Source organism: Vibrio harveyi NBRC 15634 = ATCC 14126 = KCTC 12724 (assembly GCF_001591145.1).
GTDB lineage: Bacteria > Pseudomonadota > Gammaproteobacteria > Enterobacterales > Vibrionaceae > Vibrio > Vibrio harveyi.
In genome coordinates this window covers 1-20,739 of the sequence record NZ_BCUF01000045.1, presented here as the reverse complement: position 1 = coordinate 20,739, position 20,739 = coordinate 1, and the positions used below count along the sequence as shown (strand labels likewise).

The 20,739-nt window shown below is 44.7% G+C and carries 18 protein-coding genes; 6 read left to right on the top strand and 12 right to left on the bottom strand.

What is annotated here, in order from left to right:
- Positions 1–35: 35 nt before the first annotated feature.
- From VHA02S_RS19745 to VHA02S_RS19725, 5 genes are all read right to left on the bottom strand, one after another.
- Positions 36–509 (bottom strand): response regulator, encoded by a 474-nt coding sequence (locus tag VHA02S_RS19745; protein WP_005444472.1) that lies wholly within the window; start codon positions 507–509, stop codon positions 36–38.
- Positions 496–1,833 carry an ATP-binding protein gene (locus VHA02S_RS19740; protein ID WP_038898691.1) on the bottom strand — a complete coding sequence of 446 codons (1,338 nt, stop codon included), beginning with the start codon at positions 1,831–1,833 and terminating at the stop codon, positions 496–498. The genes VHA02S_RS19745 and VHA02S_RS19740 overlap by 14 nt, the downstream gene beginning before the upstream one ends.
- Positions 1,834–1,836: 3 nt before the next feature.
- On the bottom strand, positions 1,837–3,255 hold the full coding sequence (locus VHA02S_RS19735) for an SLC13 family permease (RefSeq protein ID WP_038898692.1): 1,419 nt from the start codon (positions 3,253–3,255) through the stop codon (positions 1,837–1,839).
- Positions 3,256–3,476: 221 nt separating this feature from the next.
- Complete coding sequence (locus tag VHA02S_RS19730) at positions 3,477–3,944, bottom strand: GNAT family N-acetyltransferase (protein WP_038898693.1); 468 nt, start codon at positions 3,942–3,944, stop codon at positions 3,477–3,479.
- A complete protein-coding gene (locus tag VHA02S_RS19725) occupies positions 3,941–4,417 on the bottom strand; it encodes a GNAT family N-acetyltransferase (RefSeq protein ID WP_009698103.1) in 477 nt (158 codons plus the stop codon). Before VHA02S_RS19725 ends, VHA02S_RS19730 begins: the two co-directional genes overlap by 4 nt.
- Positions 4,418–4,545: 128 nt before the next feature.
- On the opposite strand from VHA02S_RS19725, the gene VHA02S_RS19720 reads away from it, so the two are divergent.
- A complete protein-coding gene (locus tag VHA02S_RS19720; RefSeq protein ID WP_038898694.1) occupies positions 4,546–5,010 on the top strand; it encodes a DUF417 family protein in 465 nt (154 codons plus the stop codon).
- A 377-nt stretch (positions 5,011–5,387) separates the two neighbouring features.
- Positions 5,388–5,618: a PAS factor family protein gene (locus VHA02S_RS19715; RefSeq protein ID WP_017819479.1), complete on the top strand. Its 231-nt coding sequence runs from the start codon at positions 5,388–5,390 to the stop codon at positions 5,616–5,618.
- Between the two features lie 58 nt (positions 5,619–5,676).
- Here VHA02S_RS19715 and VHA02S_RS19710 read toward each other — a convergent pair whose 3' ends face one another.
- The 4 genes from VHA02S_RS19710 to VHA02S_RS19695 form a co-directional block, all read right to left on the bottom strand.
- Positions 5,677–6,036, bottom strand: coding sequence for a T6SS amidase immunity protein Tai4 family protein (locus VHA02S_RS19710; protein WP_038898695.1), 360 nt, complete (start codon positions 6,034–6,036; stop codon positions 5,677–5,679).
- A 215-nt stretch (positions 6,037–6,251) separates the two neighbouring features.
- Positions 6,252–7,928, bottom strand: a complete 1,677-nt coding sequence (locus VHA02S_RS19705; protein ID WP_038898696.1) for an alkaline phosphatase D family protein — start codon at positions 7,926–7,928, stop codon at positions 6,252–6,254.
- 290 nt (positions 7,929–8,218) lie between these two features.
- Positions 8,219–8,596 (bottom strand): hypothetical protein, encoded by a 378-nt coding sequence (locus tag VHA02S_RS19700; RefSeq protein ID WP_005444488.1) that lies wholly within the window; start codon positions 8,594–8,596, stop codon positions 8,219–8,221.
- Between the two features lie 401 nt (positions 8,597–8,997).
- Entirely contained in the window at positions 8,998–11,352 is a 2,355-nt protein-coding gene (locus VHA02S_RS19695) for a helicase-related protein (RefSeq protein WP_038898697.1), read from the bottom strand.
- Positions 11,353–11,580: 228 nt separating this feature from the next.
- On the opposite strand from VHA02S_RS19695, the gene VHA02S_RS19690 reads away from it, so the two are divergent.
- The 3 genes from VHA02S_RS19690 to VHA02S_RS19680 all read left to right on the top strand — a co-directional run bounded on the left by VHA02S_RS19690 (position 11,581) and on the right by VHA02S_RS19680 (position 15,786).
- Positions 11,581–13,269, top strand: coding sequence for an NAD-dependent malic enzyme (locus VHA02S_RS19690; protein WP_005444490.1), 1,689 nt, complete (start codon positions 11,581–11,583; stop codon positions 13,267–13,269).
- Between the two features lie 166 nt (positions 13,270–13,435).
- Positions 13,436–14,170, top strand: a complete 735-nt coding sequence (locus tag VHA02S_RS19685) for a SanA/YdcF family protein (RefSeq protein WP_009700901.1) — start codon at positions 13,436–13,438, stop codon at positions 14,168–14,170.
- Between the two features lie 245 nt (positions 14,171–14,415).
- Positions 14,416–15,786, top strand: coding sequence for an SLC13 family permease (locus VHA02S_RS19680; RefSeq protein ID WP_009698107.1), 1,371 nt, complete (start codon positions 14,416–14,418; stop codon positions 15,784–15,786).
- A 196-nt stretch (positions 15,787–15,982) separates the two neighbouring features.
- Here VHA02S_RS19680 and VHA02S_RS19675 read toward each other — a convergent pair whose 3' ends face one another.
- Positions 15,983–17,320: a GGDEF domain-containing protein gene (locus tag VHA02S_RS19675; protein ID WP_038898698.1), complete on the bottom strand. Its 1,338-nt coding sequence runs from the start codon at positions 17,318–17,320 to the stop codon at positions 15,983–15,985.
- Between the two features lie 340 nt (positions 17,321–17,660).
- Between VHA02S_RS19675 and VHA02S_RS19670 the strand changes: the two genes are divergently transcribed.
- On the top strand, positions 17,661–18,485 hold the full coding sequence (locus VHA02S_RS19670; RefSeq protein WP_038898699.1) for a DUF2797 domain-containing protein: 825 nt from the start codon (positions 17,661–17,663) through the stop codon (positions 18,483–18,485).
- A gap of 79 nt (positions 18,486–18,564) precedes the next feature.
- Here the strand turns inward: VHA02S_RS19670 and VHA02S_RS19665 are convergent, their stop codons facing one another.
- Together VHA02S_RS19665 and VHA02S_RS19660 are read right to left on the bottom strand one after the other, a co-directional pair.
- Positions 18,565–19,800 carry a cysteine desulfurase-like protein gene (locus tag VHA02S_RS19665; protein WP_038898700.1) on the bottom strand — a complete coding sequence of 412 codons (1,236 nt, stop codon included), beginning with the start codon at positions 19,798–19,800 and terminating at the stop codon, positions 18,565–18,567.
- Positions 19,784–20,443, bottom strand: coding sequence for a 2OG-Fe dioxygenase family protein (locus VHA02S_RS19660; protein WP_005444497.1), 660 nt, complete (start codon positions 20,441–20,443; stop codon positions 19,784–19,786). Before VHA02S_RS19660 ends, VHA02S_RS19665 begins: the two co-directional genes overlap by 17 nt.
- Positions 20,444–20,739: the final 296 nt, after the last annotated feature.

Genomic DNA, 20,739 nt, shown 5'->3' with positions numbered 1-20,739 from the left:
GCACTCCAGCTCAGGCTTTTCATTTTGTTTGCGATTTATCTCAAGCGATCAAACACAACATTTTGATCTAAGTGCTCATGATATTCGGTGTAGTCTAATCCCATATCAAAGATGTATTTAGTCACCAGATTTCTGACACATTCGACCAATTGCTCCGCTTGCCATGGCTTTTCAAAGTAACGGTCAATACCTGCCGAGTTAATCGCATTAATCGTATCCGTATGGGTTGCTTGTCCTGTCAGCAGTACTTTTCGCGTATGGATAAAACGACTGTCTTTGGAAATTTCCGTTAACAGTTCTACACCTGTTTTCCCTGGCATGACGTGATCTGAAATAATGAGAGCGATCATCTCACCTTCCGCATCCAATTCGTCCATCAGCTCAAGAACTTCATCGGCAGACTCGCAATCTTCAATGTTGAGCCATTGGCTTAACGACTGTAAGTCTTGCAGAACCGCGCTTAACACCTCTCGCTGGTCATCAACGCAAATTAAATTAAGCTTGTCCATGTTCATCCTCTACCGGTAATTTAATTCTAAATATGGTTTTCTCACTGTCGCTTTTCACCGCAATTGAGCCGTTATAGCCAGCCACAATACGTTTCACTATCGACAGCCCCAACCCTAAGCCAAACGACAACCCACCTTTTTTCGTGGTGAAGTTTGGTCGAAAAATCTTTCTGCGTGTCGCTTCATCAATCTCTGGACCATTATTCGCGATGGTCACAAGTATCTTGCTTTTACTCACACGAGTTTGGATCTCAATCGCAGGTGATTCTGTCTCTCTCATCGCATCACATGCGTTCTTTAGGATGTTGACCCAGATCTGCACCAATTCCGTTTGGGAACCAACAAACAAAGGCAAGTCAACAGGACTAAAGCGCACGCTTACGCGTCGTAAATCGCTTTGTAACAAAGCAAGCGCTTGGTTTATCGAGTCATTGACTCTAAGCCCTTCTTCTTTATCGATGTCCGTGCGACCAAGCTGTTTCACCGATTTCACGATGCCAACAGTGTGCTTGGAGGCAATGCGTAAGTCGTGTAAATCACGCCCCATTTGCCAGTAACGAATGGCTTCTTCTGGTCGCTTTAACCAATGTTCATTTAGGTAATCAGTCGGCACTGCACGGGCGAGTTCACGAGCCAATTCTTTGGGTAAACCGTAATATTTTTCGAAATGGCGTCCCCGCTTTCTTGCCTCACTGGAAGAAACTTTTTGCCCTTGCATCAAACCAAAATCAAAGAACTGACTTGCTTCCGGATGAACTTCTTCAAGTAATTCCATGATCACGGATTCCAAACGCTCCGACTTACTACTCACCACCCCAATGGCATTATTAAGCTCATGCGCAATGCCTGCAGCAAGTTGACCTAACGTCGTCATTTGCTCTGCGGTGTGCAGCTTTTGCAGTGCTTTCTCTTTGGCTAAGGCTTCTTGCATCGCTCGACGTTGACGGCGCGACAGCTCATTGACCATGACAGGCATAAACTGCGCCGTTAATGGTCCGTATTTGCCCGCTTCCACAGCCGGAGTATTGCGCTCTATCCACGCTAGCTCAACATCCGTTTGCGCTATCACCGTTGACGACGCGGTCCACGTTCCTGAAAAGAAACTGTGCACACCGATAAATGCCCCTTTCGATGCAGAAAACACTTCGGTTTGCTTTTTACCGTCTTCGGAAAAGTAGCCAGCAAGCTCGCCTGATAACACGTAATAGAGTCGCTCGTTGTAACCGTCTTGTTCAATCAATACCGAACCTGCCGCTACGGTAATGCGACGCTCGATATGATTGAAGTAACGCTCGACCAGCGTATCTAATTTACTTTCGTACATGGCTTAACCAATGTGTCCAACCGTGTGAAGAATCCACACCATCAAGAAGCTCAACAACACACCAACCACACCGAGCACAACGCCGACACGAGCCATTTGATTGCTTTGTACATGCCCAGTTGCATGAGCCAATGCGTTTGGTGGTGTACTGATTGGGAGAGACATTCCTAATGACGCTGCGAAAGTCACTACTAGAATTAATGTCACTTCACCGCCCAACGGAGTCAAGGACGCCATAGATGTACCAAGCGCAGCCATAATAGGCATCAGCAAGTTAGCCGTCGCCGTGTGGGACATAAAGTTCGCCATCACCAAACATAAGAACGCCGCACCAAACAACACAACATAAGGTGAGAATTCATCAAACGGAATGCTATGCACCACCAGCTTAGCTAGACCCGTTTTATCCAGAGCAAGCCCAAGCGCAATACCACCAGACACGAGCCAAAGCACATCCCAAGAGATTTTTTTCAAGTCTTCTTTGTTGATGATGCCAGTTAGCGAGAATACCGCGACAGGAATTAAAGCGACGGTGTACGAGTTCATGCCATGAGCAGAACCCATCAACCAAAGTAAAATGGTGCCTACAAAGGTGATATAAACAATCATCGCTTTCGGTGTTTTTAGGAATTTGCTCTTAATATTGAGGTCAATCGTGGTTTGTTCCGCTTTATACATAAAGCCGATTAAGAACCAAGCAAGAGCCATCATCACAACCACAAAAGGAACACCGAAGACCATCCACTCACCGAAGGTAATTAAGTTATCACCAACGAGATACTTCAAGGCAATCGCATTTGGAGGCGTACCAATTGGCGTGCCGATGCCACCAATGTTTGCAGCAACAGGAATACACAAAGCAAACGCGATACGCCCAGGGTCTTTGGGGCCAAACACCGCAATCACTGGCGTTAGAATCGACAACATCATTGCGGTTGTCGCGGTGTTCGACATAAACATCGAAAAAATCGCCGTGATCAGCATTAAACCTAACATCACGTATTTAGGATTTTGCCCAAAAGGCTTGAGTAGCACACGCGCCAAGTTCACATCCAAGCGATATTTAGTTGCGGCCATCGCAAGAAAGAAACCGCCCAAAAACAGCATAATGATTGGGCTAGCAAAGGTCGCCATGATGTCGTTGTATTGCAATAGCTCGCCAAAATGAGGCTGCCCTTCATCAAACCTAAAGAAAATGATGCTCTTGTTGGATACGAGCAACAGCTCAAGCACGATGATCACCACCGACGTGGCATAAATTGGAATCGGTTCAAATACCCAGCAAAGCGCTGCGAGCAAGAAGATTGCAATCACTCGTTGCTGAATAATCGTGATTCCTTCGAATGGAAAGGCTGACAATGGCATCAGCAAAACGAGCAAAGGGATCACCGTTGGGATGATGTATTTGAGATAAGGGCGCATAGTACTACTTCTCTTCCTGAGATGGTTTACCGTGAGATAACAAGCGTAAGAAGCTGTTTTTATTGGCTTCCTTTCGCCACTCCGAGAAGAAATTATGCGCGCCCTTTAGAGGAGGGTTTCTGGTGTTAGATCAATGAACTCTTATTCACGACGGAAAACATGCGGTATCTGTGTTCAAGCTCACTAATTGAGCGAAATATATTTATCGATCACACAGCGTTTCAATCATACGCTCGCTCCATAACATAGTTCGTCAGTATCGCTCCACGCACCTCAACTTGTTGTTCCTTAAGCACAGAGAATCCCATGTACTCAAAGAAAGGACGAGCGGTAATACTCACCTCCGAATAGAGCCGTGTCAGCCCTTTTTCTTTAGCTTGCTTGAATACATGCGCCATTAGTGTACGTCCAACGCCCTGCCCTTGATATGCGTGATGACAGAAAAAGTGGTCGACAAGCCCGCTTGATTGAACATCACTATAGCCCACAATGACCCCATCTAACTCTGCGACAAAGGGTTGAATGTCCATCATTTTCTGCAGCCAGATTTCTGAATCAAACTCGTCTGGCGCCCACGCTTTCAGTTGCTGTTCGTTGTAGTCTCGACGGTTAACATTACGTACCGTGTTATAGAAAAGTGCCCAGAGTATTGGTGCATCTTGCTCACGAAAATCACGAATAACAATCATAGTTTTTCTATTAAATCGAACTGCATTAATTGGCCTCGCACACCTGGCTCACCTACTGGGTACCAACCATGCTTGAGGTAGAAACGTTCTCCCGCATCATTACCCGGAATATAACGCAATCTTGCATATACGCAGCCCTCTTCAACAAAGCGTTTGAATAGGAAATCTTGCAATTGCTTACCCAGCCCTTGATGACGAAACTCCGGCAGCAAATAAAACAGGTTGATGTATCCGAATCTATGACCCTCTTCATCGGCTACCGGATACCGACACTCTAATTGCCCGATAATTTGGTCATCTTTGATCACATGAAAAAAACCCGCTTCGGGATCTTCCACTATCGACTTGAACCACAAGGTGATTTCTTGAGTATCGAACCCATTTTGATGACCAAAACTCACCTCATACGCGTCTTGTCGAAATGCAATGCACAAATCCAAATGACGAGATAAATCGACGGGAACAAATTCCATTTAAGCCTTTCCTTTTCTTGCTTAGCTTGCCTATATAGACATTAGTTATTTTATATAACCATAAATTCAAGAATTTTATAATTCAACCGTCGGTCATTTGAAATCATGCTTTTATAGGAGAAGTTATTATGCATGCATCATCTGTTACCCAAAAACCGACTCAATTTGGCTACTACCTAGGCGTATTTGGCGTTGCCTTGGTTCTTATCTGGCTAGGTATTTATAAGTTCACCCCTACAGAAGCCAAGCTAATTGAACCTTTGGTGCTTAATCACCCAGCAATGTCTTGGCTGTACAGCATCATCTCAGTTCAAGCAGTTTCTAATATCATTGGTCTGACAGAAATCATTGTCGCACTTGGATTGATCATCGGTTTGAAAAAACCAACCGTTGCCTACTGGTCTGGTATTGCGGCTAGTGTCATCTTTCTTGCTACACTGAGCTTCTTAGTTACGACACCAAACACATGGAAAGTTTCCGACGGTGTTCTAATCGCGAACTTTTTCCTAGTGAAAGATATTTTGTTCCTAGCAATTTCAATCAGTGTGATTGAGAAGAATAAACCGAGCTCGTTTACAAAGGCAGCCACTTAAGTAACAGGCACTTTTAAAGTGAATGAAGAGGAGCGCCATTTGATAGTGGCGCTTTTAATCAGGCGTAATACAACGCAGTGTTTTTCCATGTCAGCTCCCTTTTTAATCCTTTAAAATCGAACTTGTTAAAGTGCAAATAAAAGTACGCTTTGAAGTCCTTGAAGTTCCCAACTTAAATATCATCTATAAGAATCATACCTCCCCTATCACGCTGATTTAAATAAACATTTAATCTTGGCTCATACATAACTACTGATAAATAGTTACTTCGCTTCGAAAATTTTCATTGGGCAGCTTTTCTGTGATTGGTGCGTCTGAAATTTAGCTTGTAATCGAATACACTCCATATGCACCCCGTGCAATAAAAAAGGAATTATATGAAAACGCTAATTTTTGACACGCTTGTCAACCTTGCTAACCAAGAACCTGAACACCACGCAAAGATCCGCCAAAACTTGTATGAGCAACTCGATCTGCCATTTGATAAGCAACTTGCATTGTATGCATGCGCTCTTGGTCCAGCGAGTTCAGGGAAACTGGAAAGCCGTGAAGGAATAGACAACGCAGTAGACAGCGCGATTAGACTGTTAACGACTCCTGAGCGTTAATTTGCTTTTTGTTCTGTGACGGCCCTACTCCCCTAAGGGCCGTTTTTCTTTCCGAGATTTAATCATAAGTCGTGAGTCGCTGGACTTGTTCTGAGTGTGAGAAGTCGATGCAATAAGCGAGCTCTACCGTCCCTCCTCTTTTCGCTTGATACTGTTCTACCGCCTTACGGTCAATGAGTTCATGAATACCTGCAAACACTTCTATCGATAGATCTGAAAACTCTACGTACCCCTGCATTGCCACTCTCGCGTCTTTTGCCACTTCTGTTTTTGGATAAAACGTGGCGATGCACGAAGCAAGAGCAAAGTTCGTCAACAACTGCTCGTTACTGTGATTTTCAAGCGGACTTGCTCCTACCAATAAACTGTAAAACCAACCGACACATCCTAACCAGACGCTATTTTTCAATGTCTTCATCCTTGAGTCTCATCCAAAAAGTTTAAACTTTAAGCTAGATGCAACCTAACGCACCTTTACGTCTCATTGCACCCAGCATTTGGAATTTGCGACACATTCGAGGAAAGTGATTGTTCATTGGGAGTGAGGACGTCATATGTAATCAAGCCAGCAACGACCTTGCTGGCTTAAGGTTAACGTTTAAGGAATTCGTTCAAGGAGAATGAGTTGAAACCCTATTCAAGAGCGAGCGTGACACCATCTGTTGTTGATGCCATCTTTGTGGTCACTTGGTAGTTTTTATCTTTAACACTAGAAAGCATGTACCAAGTAGATTGCGCTTTTTCCGGTGTAAAGGTTACACGCATAAAGCCACGCTGTTTAATGTCTGTCCATTGCAACTCAGAAACCAAATGCGGCAATGTGTACTCCATTTGTGCGATGGCAACGGGCTCTAACGCTAAATATTCTTCTAAACCCGGAGAGCTAACCGAACTTGTCGCAAACTCGACACCAACAGGGTTATTAGATACATCCTTTAACTCACTGGTCCATGCATTGTGCGTATCACCAGCTAAGCAAACAAAATGACCTTCACTCGCTTTTGCAATCTCATACACTCGCTCTCGCTCAACATAGTACCCATCCCAAGCATCGAGGTTATATGGCAGCTTAATCGTATCTGAGCTTGGATCAGCGAGGTAATTTGAAATCGCACTGTTCACCGCGAGAAGAGCATCCATTTTCTGCTCATCTGTGGCATTGAATAACTGAAACATTGCTAACATAACCGAGCTCGGAAGCTCCATACGCGACATAAGAACTTGCTGCCCAAGAACATTCCATTTGGCGTCTTGGCTATTAAACGCATTCATTAACCAAGCCAGTTGTTCAGTACCAAGTAGCTCCCTATCAGCACTGCGTGATTGCGCTACGAGTCCACCAATCGAATCCATTGTCGGTGCATTAAGCGAAAAGTAGTCCAACGGCTGATCTCGCCCAACTAAGCGAGTATCGAGCATCATTAGGTTGATCAAATCACCAAACGAGAACTGACGATAAATCAACATATTCGAAAAGGTATTCTCGCGAACAGGCAACCACTCAGTCCATGCTGCGGCAGCGGCGGCGCGTCTGTCGACAAAACTGCCTTCATTATCTTGATGGTTTTCTGCACCATTTTTCCATGCGTCATTTGCAAGCTCATGATCATCCCAAACCGCAATCATTGGCAATGCAGCATGCAAAGCTTGGAGATCTTGATCTTGACGGTATTGAGCATAGCGCTTTCGATAGTCATCTAAAGTAATGCATTCGGTACCTTTACTTGGCTCACGCCCCAACCTAGCTGCATCTTCACTGGCATAACCACCAGCGCCATATTCGTAGATGTAATCACCAAGGTGCAAAACTACATCGAACGACTCTGTTTGATGCTGTTTGAGAATCTCCTTATAAACGTTGAAATAACCCGCGGGATAATTTGCGCAAGACACGACAGCCATGGATGCTTTATCTACGCTGCCTTCAGGTAGAGTTTGTGTCATCCCAACGATGCTAGTGGTCTCGCCCACCATGAAGCGGTAGTAATACTGAGTACTCGGGTTGAGGTTTTGCACATCCACCTTAACCGTAAAGTCTCGACTGGTGTCCGTGGTGAAAGTACCGCTTTGCTCAACGGTTGAAAAATCTTCTGATCTTGAGACCTGCCATGTTACATCCACATAACTGGCGGCGGTGGTCACTCGAGTCCAGATAATCACTTGAGTTTGGGTCGGGTCGCCGCTGGCCACACCGTATTCGAATGATCCCGTGGGAGTCGCATCGCTATCATCGCTACCACAGGCGGTAAGTGTTGTTGCAACGGCTCCTGAAGAGACGGCTTTTATGAAATCTCGACGAGACAATGACATAGTAACTTCCTTTGTTATTGTGTTTTATTAACGCGCTCGTTCCTGCACGATTTAACCAGCCAATAGACGCATTATGCTTCTTTGGCTAATTACTCTAAAAAACATTAAGTTAGAAGGTAGTTATGACAATTGCATTTCTTGATGTTACATTTTTGTTAATTTAAGTGTAAATACTCTATATTCATCACACTTCCAACAAATCATGAAGGTATTTATAAATCTGATAGGTAAAACAAAAAAAGCGACCTTTTGACAGGTCGCTTTTGTGTTTGGGGATCGTTCCTTGGGTGTTAGAGCCTCAAATTCAGCACATCTTGCTCGGCAGTTTCTACTTTTAGTTTGCTTCGAGATTCAATGTACTCAATCTGCTTTGAGTCTAACGAATAAGGCATAACCACACGTAATTCATGGATCCCTTCATGTTTTGCTAGCTTCACCAACATCACTAGATTGGATTCATCACTCTGACGTGAAGACATCGATTTTAAGGCAGCATCCCAAAGGCGATCCTCTGGTAAGCTCAACTCCGCGATGTTCTGTTTCCACATCAAGCCAAAAATGGGAGCGATGGTGGCGAATGCCTCCAAGAAGGTCCACTTCTTACTTCCCGTTGCCCCTAGGAAGCTTGTGTAGTCGAATTCAATGCATGTCTTTCCTTGTTGCTCCATCCTATGCCTCGACACTCTGAAATGAGATATACAAAATATCGTTCAATTACTTTGATATAGCAATAGGATATAAAACAATGGTCTTTTATGCCCTAATTTAACCTCAAAAGGAAATATTAAAACCAGCTTTGTAACAAATGGAGTACAGCTTCGCCATATATAAGCATTCAATTGATTAATATTTTAAACGACGAACTAAAACTACGGTATGCCAAGGCATGCCAGTGGATGACGATTATAAGTTCAAAAGACAAATATCAAGTCCTACTTGCGTTTGTGATTAATCATAATCTATCAAGGTTTCTCAGTAGTCGTGATACCCCTGCACATACAGACCTAAGATGTCATTAAAGTACGAGGTGTCGCTTAGTTCGATTCCGCCTTTACTGTTCCGGTTTAGGTTATTTTACATCGAGCACTCGGCTGGCTTTCTTATATTGCACTTTCCAGCCTGACCATCGTGGCAACTCCCAGCGTTTTGGGTCACCTTTCCGGTTACCTTCTGTGTAGATGACATGAACCAATTTACGTGACACAAAGTACTCTACGTCGAGTTTTAGTTCAGCTAACACCAGCTTAAGTGGAAACTGTTCTGCAAAATCTTGATATTCCCAATCTGGAATACCTTCGAAAGGGATATCATCCGCGTCAAACAGTTCGATGTCTTCTACACTTTCGACACCAAGCGTTTCCAGCTGTTCGACCAGCCAAGTAGAAAAAGACAAATCATCAAGCATGCTTTTATCAACAGGAGTTTGGTTTAACCCGAGAGCGTTATAGATCTTCCAATGCTGAATTTGTTGCTTTCTTAGTGGCGCAAATCCCGGCAATAGCGCTTGTTCATCAATCATCTCAACAATAGACTGAACCGCCACTTCTCCTTGAAGTGCTTGGTATTCAGTACAAATGGTTCGCCCTGCATAGATCAAATGCATGGTCGCGCGCGGGACTTCTTCTTCATAATTGGTTTCGCCTTGCTGCCATTCGCCAAGTTCTAATTCACGTAGCAGCGCCAAGGAAACAGGTAACATCACAGATGCAAGGTTAAGCGTCTGCTTTACGCCTCTTCCGGGAACACTATGGCTATCGAGCACCAATGCTGCCTCACTTTTATCAGAGAAGCGGCTATTGCGACCGACCACCATTTCCATCAAGCCATTGCCCAAAGCGTCACGGCGTCGTTCTCGACGAACAAAGACCAGTTCAGGATGCAACTTGGCGATTGCTTTAGTCAGTTCATCACGTTTGTATCGCGATGCTACGTCAAGTTCTGGCAATTCAAACACTTCTCGCATCTGTTTCGCCAAGCCTTGTGCTTCTTCAAGTACGCTCACATCAACATTAACGCCGGGAAGTTGCTCTCCTCTCACCAAGCGAATCATCAGCGATGCATCACAACCAAATGGTTCTTCTTGCGCTAGGGCTTCGGCAGACTCACCGCCTTGCAATTGATGCAACTGAGCTGGAACAGAGAGTGCGGCAGCTAAGTCGATCATCGCTTCTTTTTCTGATTTGGTTTGCATACGAGTGACTAAATCAGCAAACAATGCGTCAATAGGTAAGGGGTAAACTTTTTTACCATGCTCGGTGACATCACCTTGTTGGTCTATCGCTTCCATACCTCGCAAGGTTTGGCTCGCGGAGAGCAGCGATTTTTCAGGTAACGCATCAAGAAATTGAAGTTCGGAAAGTCTATAGCCGCAACAAGCAGCCGCAAGCATAGGCTCCACAAGTTCTTCACGATGTAATTCGGGTGGGGTAACCAATTCTAATGGCGCATGTTCACCAAACAGACGAATACACGCCCCTTCTGCAACACGACCAGCACGCCCCATTCGCTGAGCGGCACTGGCTTTGGAGATATGAGTTAATGTCAGAGCTGTGCGTCCGTTTCGTTGCACCGTTCTGCGTTCCAAACCACTGTCGATCACCACGCGGATATTGGGAATGGTCAGCGAGGTTTCCGCCACGTTGGTCGCTAAAACCACTTTGCGTTGATTTTGTACCGTTAACGCATGGTGTCGCTCTTCATCACTCACCGAAGCATGCAGCTTCACAATCATTACGTCATTGATGTTTTGCAGCATTTGTGCGCATTGAGTAATTTCTTTGCGACCCGGTAAGAAAACGAGAATATCGCCCTCTTCGTCTTCCAGCGCCTCCTTCACTGTTCGAACGACATCATTCTCGCAACCTTTTTTGTTCGGCAAGTAACGGCTATCCAGTGAACGATGGGTAACGGTAACAGGAAAACAACGACCTTCCGATCGCAGCCGTTTGGCATCCAAATAGTTCGCCAGTTTTTCACCTTCTAAGGTTGCTGACGTCACGATCAAGCGGTGTTGCTTTTCTTGCTTTAAAATCGCCGTAAGGAGATCAATGTCCCAGCGACGCTCATGAAATTCGTCCACCATCACGATATCGAAGCTAGCAAGCTTGTCTTCTGCGAACCAACGTAGTGCAACACCAGGCGTCACAAACACGACTTTGGTGTTTTCATCATAGTGAGCGTGAAGCTTAATCGCGTAACCAATCTGCTTCCCTAACGGTTGACCAGATTGATCAGCAAGAAATTCTGCCAATGACGTACATGCGATTCGACGCGGCTCAATGACCAATACTCGACCATGATTAGCAGACCAAAGCGGTAAACGCGTAGATTTACCAGAGCCCGTTTCGGCTTCTACCACCAAATGGTGGTGATTCACGAGTTGGTCAAATTCAGCTTGTAAGCTATCGATAGGCAATTGAGACATAACAAATAAGAACGTGATAATGGATTGCGGGGCATTATACCTGAGTGAGAAATTCCTGCTTTAGGAATCGATTTCATGGTTATGTTTTCTTTCCAGTGACGATATTTTCGTCGGGAACTGAATTTTTTTGCGACATTACGTTGATGTACATCAACGAATGTTTACAACTAAATAGTGAACCCGTTAGAATTTTGCACGCATCCTTCAACCCTACATTTAAGGCACCCAATGAACAACGACAAGCGCCCACTCTATATCCCATATGCGGGTCCGGCTCTTTTAGCGACTCCTCTATTGAACAAGGGCAGTGCGTTCTCTGCAGAAGAACGTAGTTCATTTAACTTGGAAGGTCTTCTACCAGAGACAACTGAAACGATCCAAGAACAGGTAGAGCGTGCGTACCAACAGTACAAAAGCTTTGAAAGCGACATGGATAAGCACATTTACCTGCGCAACATCCAAGATACAAACGAAACGCTATACTACCGACTAGTTCAAAACCACATTTCAGAGATGATGCCTATCATCTACACACCAACTGTTGGTGCAGCGTGTGAGAACTTCTCAAATATCTACCGTCGTGGTCGTGGTCTATTTATCTCATACCCGAACCGCGATCGTATCGATGATCTGCTAAACAACGCAGCCAACCACAACGTTAAAGTTATCGTAGTGACTGATGGCGAACGAATCTTGGGCTTGGGTGACCAAGGTATCGGCGGCATGGGCATTCCAATCGGTAAACTTTCTTTATACACGGCGTGTGGTGGTATCAGCCCTGCGTACACGCTACCAATCGTACTGGATGTAGGTACTAACAACCCGCAACGTCTAGCAGACCCAATGTACATGGGCTGGCGTCATCCTCGTATCACGGGTCCAGATTACGATGCGTTTGTTGAAGAGTTTATCCAAGCAGTACAACGTCGTTGGCCTGATGCGCTAATCCAGTTCGAAGACTTTGCACAGAAAAACGCAATGCCGCTTCTAGAGCGCTACAAAGATCGCATCTGTTGTTTCAACGATGACATTCAAGGTACAGCTGCGGTAACGGTAGGCTCTCTACTAGCAGCATGTAAAGCGGCAGGCACTAAGCTTTCAGATCAACGTATTACTTTCTTGGGTGCAGGTTCAGCAGGTTGTGGTATCGCCGAAGCGATCATCGCACAAATGGTGTCGGAAGGGATTTCTGATAAGAAAGCGCGTTCACAAGTTTACATGGTTGACCGTTGGGGTCTATTGCAAGAGGGTATGCCTAACCTTCTTGATTTCCAGCAACGCTTGGTTCAGAAGTTCGACAACACAAAAGAGTGGGAAAATGAAGGAAATGGCTTCTCACTTCTTGATGTGATGCACAACGCGAAACCAACAGTGCTGATCGGTGTATCGGGTGCTCCGGGTCTGTTCAGTGAAGAAGTAATCAAAGAGATGCACAAACACTGTAAGCGTCCGATCGTGTTCCCATTGTCGAACCCAACTAGCCGTGTAGAAGCAACGCCAAACGACATCATTCGTTGGACAAACGGCGAAGCATTGGTTGCAACAGGTAGCCCATTCGAGCCAGTGGTTCATGAAGGTCGTTCTTACCCTATCGCACAATGTAACAACAGCTACATTTTCCCAGGTATTGGCCTTGGTGTTCTGGCGGTGAATGCGAAGCGTGTAACCGATGAAATGCTGATGGAATCAAGCCGAGCGTTGGCAACATGTTCGCCATTAGCTATCAACGGCAACGGTGCCCTACTTCCACCACTAGAAGAAATTCATTTGGTATCGAAGAAGATTGCATTCGCTGTTGCGAAGAAAGCAATTGAGCAAGGCGTTGCGCTAGAAATCACCGATGAAGCGTTAAACGACGCCATTGACCAAGCGTTCTGGCAGCCTGTTTATCGCCGTTACAAACGCACAGCATTCTAAATTTTGCTACGCTTTGTATAATAATTAGCCCTCGCATTGCGGGGGCTTTTGTTTTTTATGCTTTTTTTTCTCATCCTAACCGTATTTTGGCATAAATGGGCTTCTCTCTTTTCATTTCTATCAGATATGATGAGGGATACACATTGAAATAAGGACATCGAACGTTTTGCTGTTTTCCCGCATAAAGTCAAAGTGGAAGCTTAAATTCTCATGGAAGCGTCTGGCTTTGGTTTTGTCGATCTCTTTAATCGGTCTCCTCGTCACCGTTATCGCCATAGACCGTTGGGTTGTGCTACAAGCACAAGAACAAATTTTTACCGACTACGAGCAAGTACCCGAGCATGAAGTCGCCGTTGTTCTTGGTACCAGTAAATACATTGGTAAGGTGCTCAACACCTATTACACACACCGAATCAATGCTGCTATTGAGTTGTACAAACAAGGCAAAGTGAAGCAATTTTTGTTGAGTGGGGATAACGCTCACCGCTCTTACAATGAACCTTGGACGATGAAACGAGACTTACTGAAAGCCGGTGTGCCGGAGGAGGTCATCCATCTCGATTACGCAGGATTTCGTACTTTGGATTCGATTGTTCGAGCAAAGAAGATTTTTGCCTCTGAGCGCTTCCTAATTGTCACACAGCGGTTCCACTGTGAGCGTGCTCTTTTCATTGCCGATGCATACAATATCGACGCACAATGTTTGGCAGTAGCAGGTCCAACGGCAAGCAAGCAAAAACTCAACATGCGCACTCGTGAACTTATGGCTCGTGTAAAAGCATTCTTAGATCTGTACGTAATGCATACTCAACCGCGCTTTCTTGGTCCTCAAGAGCCAATCGTTGCCGTGGAAGAGGTACCAGAAACCATCGATAACGAACGTAATATCCCTGTGCAGTAAACCTTATGAGATGTCGTTTATTTCAACCACTCAGCCATGCATTACACACCGATAACAATTCATTAAAAGTAAATGGGTAGCTTTCTACCCATTTCTAATTCCCAACCTCACACTTTCTTGCTCGACCGTCGATTCAGACAAAATTACCTTTCGCATTCGCAGTAACATTTAATCAATAAATAACTACAAGTCAGTTACTTTGCCATAAAAAACCAACACTAAGGCAATGCAAAAGGAGCACAACCATGACCGCACTCGCTGTGACATTGAAGAACTGGTTCTTCACTCGCAACAGCATGATATTAACGTCTAATGTCCTGCTATTCGCTATATTGTTCAACACCCTACCCTTTGATCCTCAAGTCGTAACTGGCTTGTGTATTTTGATTTTCGTAGCTGTACTTTGGTTAACGGAAGCAATCCATGTGAGCATCACGGCTCTTTTGATCCCGCTACTCGCGGTATTTTTGGGGGTCTTTAATACGCAAGCCGCACTGAACAACTTCTCTAACTCGATCATCTTCTTGTTCTTGGGTGGATTTGCTCTTGCCGCTGCACTTCATAAACAAAAGCTCGATCAAGCCATCGCCGATAAAGTGTTGCTCATCGCACGCGGTAAGATGTCAGTTGCTGTGTTCATGTTGTTTGGTGTTAGCGCGGGTCTTTCAATGTGGATTTCAAACACTGCAACCACAGCCATGATGTTGCCATTGGTTCTAGGTGTAATGAGCAAACTGGATGCGAAGAAAAGTCACAGTACCTACTTGTTCGTTCTACTGGGCATTGCTTACAGCGCCTCTATTGGTGGCATTGCAACGCTAGTTGGTAGCCCACCGAACGCTATCGCAGCGGCAGAAGTCGGTTTGAGTTTTACAGAGTGGATGGAACTAGGTTTACCAATTTCATTGATTCTCATGCCTATCGCTATCTTGGTCCTTTACACCATGACTAAGCCTGATTTGAGCCACAAGTTCGAACTTGACCACCAGCCTGTTGAGTGGACAAACGGCAAAATGATCACGCTAGCAATCTTCCTATTGACGGTTACTTTGTGGATTTTCAGCAAACCAATCAACGCGATGCTAGGTGGCTTTGCTAAATTCGATACCTTAGTGGCAATCGGTGCAATTCTTTTGCTTGGTGCGTCACGAGCAGTGGAATGGAAAGATATTGAGAAAACCACCGATTGGGGCGTACTGATCTTGTTCGGCGGTGGTATCTGTCTGAGCAATGTGCTTAAAGCGACAGGAACAAGCGTATTCCTAGCAAATGGTCTAGCTGGGTTCCTAGAGCAAGCAGGCGTGCTACTGACTATCTTAGCCGTTGTCGCATTCGTCGTTTTCTTAACTGAGTTTGCAAGTAACACGGCGAGTGCTGCACTGTTGGTGCCCGTATTTGCAACCATTGCTGAGGCTCTTGGTCTATCGCCAGTGATTCTATCTGCGCTAATCGCTGTTGCTGCGTCTTGTGCCTTCATGCTTCCAGTAGCAACACCACCAAATGCTATTGTTTTTGCGACGGGTCATATTAAACAGAAAGAAATGATGCGAATTGGTATGGTTCTGAACATCGCATGTATTGGTGCACTAACGCTGTTCGCTTGGTTGTTCTGGTAACAACGAGGTTCTGGAAAAACGCAGAGAGCTACATCATGCGCAGCTCTCTGTCGTCAAAGTCTAGCACTACAGCTGCTGTTCTCGGTAATCATATGAATACCTAGCTACTACCCCATAGTCATGTTCAGCAGTTTCCCTTTTGGTGGTCGGTCGGCCACCTTTTTTCTTCTCTGTATTTCTCTGTCTAAGGCTGGATTTAAGACGCCACATCTGACTTCATTTGCATGCCGTAATTCACTTCGATTCGGTTGCGACCATTGCGCTTAGCTAAGTAGAGCACTTCGTCTGCACGAGCCATCGTCTCAGAGACTCGTTCATTTTGCATCTGAGCGACACCGATACTGCACGTCAAAGGTTCACCATGAACCCACAAGTGACTTTCAACATTCTGTCTTATGAGTTCTGCTTTTTTCACCGCTTGTTCCACATTGGTGTCTGGGCAAAAAACCACAAACTCTTCCCCACCCCATCGAACCAGGCGATCTTCGGGTTGAATCGAACTTGAGATTACCATGACGAACTCACGCAGAATATCATCACCCATCTGGTGACCGTACTTGTCGTTCACACGTTTGAATTTATCTAAGTCCATATACAAAATGGAAAATGAGTCGTGCCCCCATCGAACCTGTCGAGCTTGCTGTTCTAGCCAACTTTGTACCGCATGACGGTTCATCGCTCCAGTCAATGCATCACGGTGCGCCAGTTCAGCGAATTCATAATTTTGCGCACGTAACGTGTTGTTAACTTTCTCTAGATGACGATGACGTTTTTTCGCTTTGTTGTAAGCCATTTTGTTCTTTCGCATCTCGTGCAGTGAAAATGCCAAACCTAATGCCATCCAGGAGAACAATAAAACAAACAACAGCGTTGATTGCTGGACGTACGCACCTTCAAACTCAATTTTGTCGATCACGATCTTATGTTTACCAAGCGCCGCACCTGCACCTGTCGCTAAATCAATGCGTGTAATGTTAGAAAACTCCGGAGCAGAGTGCTCAATAGCAACATCATTGTCATTCAACCACCATGTCATGACTTGAAGGTTCTTAATTGGAATCTCAATAATCTCACTGAAATCGGAAGGAGAAAACTGCATACCATTGTATTTAATGGTGTATTCATCCGTTGGTATTGAGTAGGCAGAGTTAAAGTTTCTTAAATACAAACGTAGATTTTTGCTTGGGCTTTGCCCATCACCTGCAGCCTCGTAACGGATCTTCAAACGGACCGTGTGGTAACTAGAAAGATCCAACCCCTTGGTTGCTTCTTTTACATCGGTGTACACGGAAATTCCACAGTATGGCCATGCGTACTTACTCTCTTTGAGATCACAATTTAAAGTCAAACTGTGGTTTTGATAGGCAATATCTGACTCACTCAGACCGCCCGCAATAGCGTCATTGGTTACATGGATATTGAACTTATCTGGTGTAACTTCAAGTTTGCGGGTATCACCAAGCAAGCTATATAACGCCACCAAACTGATGGTGCATATCGATAATGCAAAAATTAATCTATGTATCCATTTCATCACGACCAACCTAGTTACTGAGTATCATTCTGTTTATATCGACCAATGTACTGAATGTTATTTCACTTTTCAAATAAAGTTATTTATCAAGCCAAAAAGTGATTTTTAACTCAAATTCTCACTATTGATACATTACATATGGTTATACAACATGATCTTGCTCCAAAGTAGCCTGTGTATTTTCATTTAAGTGCTTGTGCGAAGCACTTCAAACCTTAATAGAGTACATCGATTAAAAAACCAACAAAGAACACTCAAATCCCGCAACTTCGCTCCCTCTTCCTGCCTATCGAGCCCGGTTCGGTATATACTGTGCAAAAACACAATAATGAGTAATGTCATGTCAATAATTGCTACTGGTACGCTAAGTAAGATGCGTGCTTCTCTAGACGGTGCCGTAAGTTACCGTTTACCTGTCGGTGATGAAGAAGTGGATCTAAGTCCGTTTCTTGGTCAAACACTTACCTTGACTCACACTGGCAACATTTACTGCTGCTCTTGCGGTAAGAAAACTAAAAAAAGCTATTCTCAAGGCCACTGTTTCGTTTGTATGAAAAAGTTAGCGAGTTGCGACATGTGCATCATGAAGCCAGAAACTTGTCACTACGAGCAAGGTACCTGCCGTGAACCTCAATGGGGGGAAGAGAATTGCATGGTAGACCACTTCGTTTACCTGTCGAATACGTCAAGCTTGAAAGTTGGTATCACACGTCATACTCAAATCCCAACCCGCTGGATCGATCAGGGTGCGACGCAAGGCCTACCGATCTTCAAGGTGAAAACCCGCCATATCTCTGGTCTGATTGAAGTAGAGTTAGCGAAACACATTGCCGATAAGACGAATTGGCGTACTCTATTAAAAGGTGATGGAGAACCAATTGAGCTACAAGAGCGTTTCGCTGAGCTGCTGCCATTGGTGGAAGATAAAATTGCTGAGATTAAGCAACAATACGGTGATGATGCTATTGAAGTATTAAGTGAGAACATCACTTTCCTGAGCTACCCAGTTCAGCAACATCCAACAAAAATCACCTCACACAACTTTGATAAGAACCCTGTCGTCACTGGCACACTGCAAGGCATTAAAGGTCAATACCTAATCTTTGATACTGGAGTGATTAACGTACGTAAATTTACTTCGTATGAGATTGAAGTGAGCGAATAAGCCTCGATTAATTGAATTTAGAGAAACGAAAAAGCTCGAGCCAAGTGCCCGAGCTTTTTGTTCTTTGAGTTTTCGATTCTTACGCGTCCAGTATGCTCTCTAACACATCAAATAACATATCGATCTCAGCTGTGGTGTTGTAGTGCATACAACCAATTCGCACCACGCCACCAGATTCTTCGAGCCCCAATTGGCGAACCAACCCGAGTGCGTAGAAGTGCCCGTTCCAAACGCAGATATTGTGTTCCCCCAACGTTTTAGCAATGAACTCTGGAGCGTATTTATCAAACGTAAGAGCAAACGTGGGTGTCCTCAGTTGGCTACTTTCATCGTTAATACCAAACAGATTCACCCCATCAAGCGCACCCAGACGCTGTAAGAAATGCGCACTTAATTGCTGTTCATGCTGATTATATAACGCATAGCTCTGCTCTAAACGCTGACGAAGTGATGCACCTTCATCACCAAATTGCGCTAAGTATTCGATAGCAGCAGTCACGCCTGCTAAACCTTCAAAACTCTGCGTTCCTGTTTCGAAGCGCCCTGGTCCAATATTCGTTGCGGGTTCCACTTTATACGGTTTGATACTGTGCAACCATTGGTCAGCAATGTAAGCAATACCGACATGTGGTCCAAAAAACTTATATGCTGAACACGCCAAGAAATCACACCCTACTGCTTGCACATCGACTAAGTGGTGCGGCGCATAATGAACAGCATCCACATAAACCTGAGCACCAATGCGATGCGCCAGTTCTACCACTTGATGAATGTCGACAATTGAGCCGGTGGTATTCGATGCGTAAGTCACAGCGACTAAGCGAGTTTTTTCGCTCAGCAGACTTTGCAGATGTTCTAGATCTAACGTACAGTCATGTTCGTTGATTCTCACTTGGTGAACAATGACGCCTTTGTCTTCTGCGGCTTGCTGCCAGCTCGATACATTGGAGTAGTGATCTAATGCCGAGACAATGATTTCATCTCCCTCTTTCCAGTCGCGACTGATCGCACGACTTAATTGGAAAGTCAGTGACGTCATATTGGCACCAAAAACGATATTACCGGATGAAGGTGCATTGAGCAGTGCTTGCGCAGACTCACGAGCGGATTGCATAACGTCAACCGTCGCTTGACTCGAGAAATAGTGCCCACCGAGATTAGAGTTAAAATGCCCAAGGTAACTCACCATACTGTCTAACACCGACTGCGGTACCTGTGAACCGCCAGGACCATCAAAAAACGTTACTGGACGGTCGTTATGGTATTGCGCCAATGCCGGAAACTGCTCTCGAATTTGATTAAGATTGAAGTTCATTTCGTTTGTCCGTCGCTGTCAGTACAAATACATCCATGTGACCTTCTTGATCATTAATCACTGAGCGAATTGGAACGGCGTTGTGCCACAGTTTGCTGTCTGCCAGCATTGCAACTTCCCCATTCTCCAGCACTTTACGGAAGAAAGGCGCTTGATTGTGGCTGCTGTAAAGCATGATGTCCCCGCCCATGATGTTGTGACGTCCCACGCCGACAAGCGCGATATGGTCAAAGCCATCTTGGTGCACGCCTTCGGGAGCAACTTGAGTTTCATCATAAATCGCTGTGATTCGAATCTGGTGAATTTCGATTTCCTGACCTTCTGGTAGGTGATTAGCATTAACAAACAACGCGCACATTTCACGGAAGCCGTCACTTGAAAGAATACCTTTCTCAATCGGCTCAAATTGACGAACGACATCACCTTGAAAGCGGTTGATATCCGATGACTGAACAAAGCTGTTCTTGTTTAAATCAATCACTTGACCATTTTCAAACCCCACGACGGAGTAGCGGCGTAAACGATACTGACCATCGGCATGTTCTGTCCGAGGTAGTCCTTCAAAGGAAGGAGAAAGTTGCTCAATCGCGGCCATGCTGAGCTGAGTTAAATGTAGGGTGTTCTCACGTGAATGTAACATCATTGGCTCCTTTAATGAGGCACATCTAGTTTGTTTTAGTTAACATTTAATTTACATTCTAGGATACGCAAATATTCTGCAATTACCAGAATTTGACGTTGATAGCTTCAACAAAAACGAAAAAACAACATACATATCTAATATTTTGTTAAATATCAGTCTAAACATTCATGACGGAGCATTCACAACATTTGAAACTAGAACTCTCCACTATGAATAGAATTTTATTCTGGAATGGCACATTCGATGATATACCCAAGTGACTTCAAGATGCAGGATTCAGAGCGTTGTCATTGATT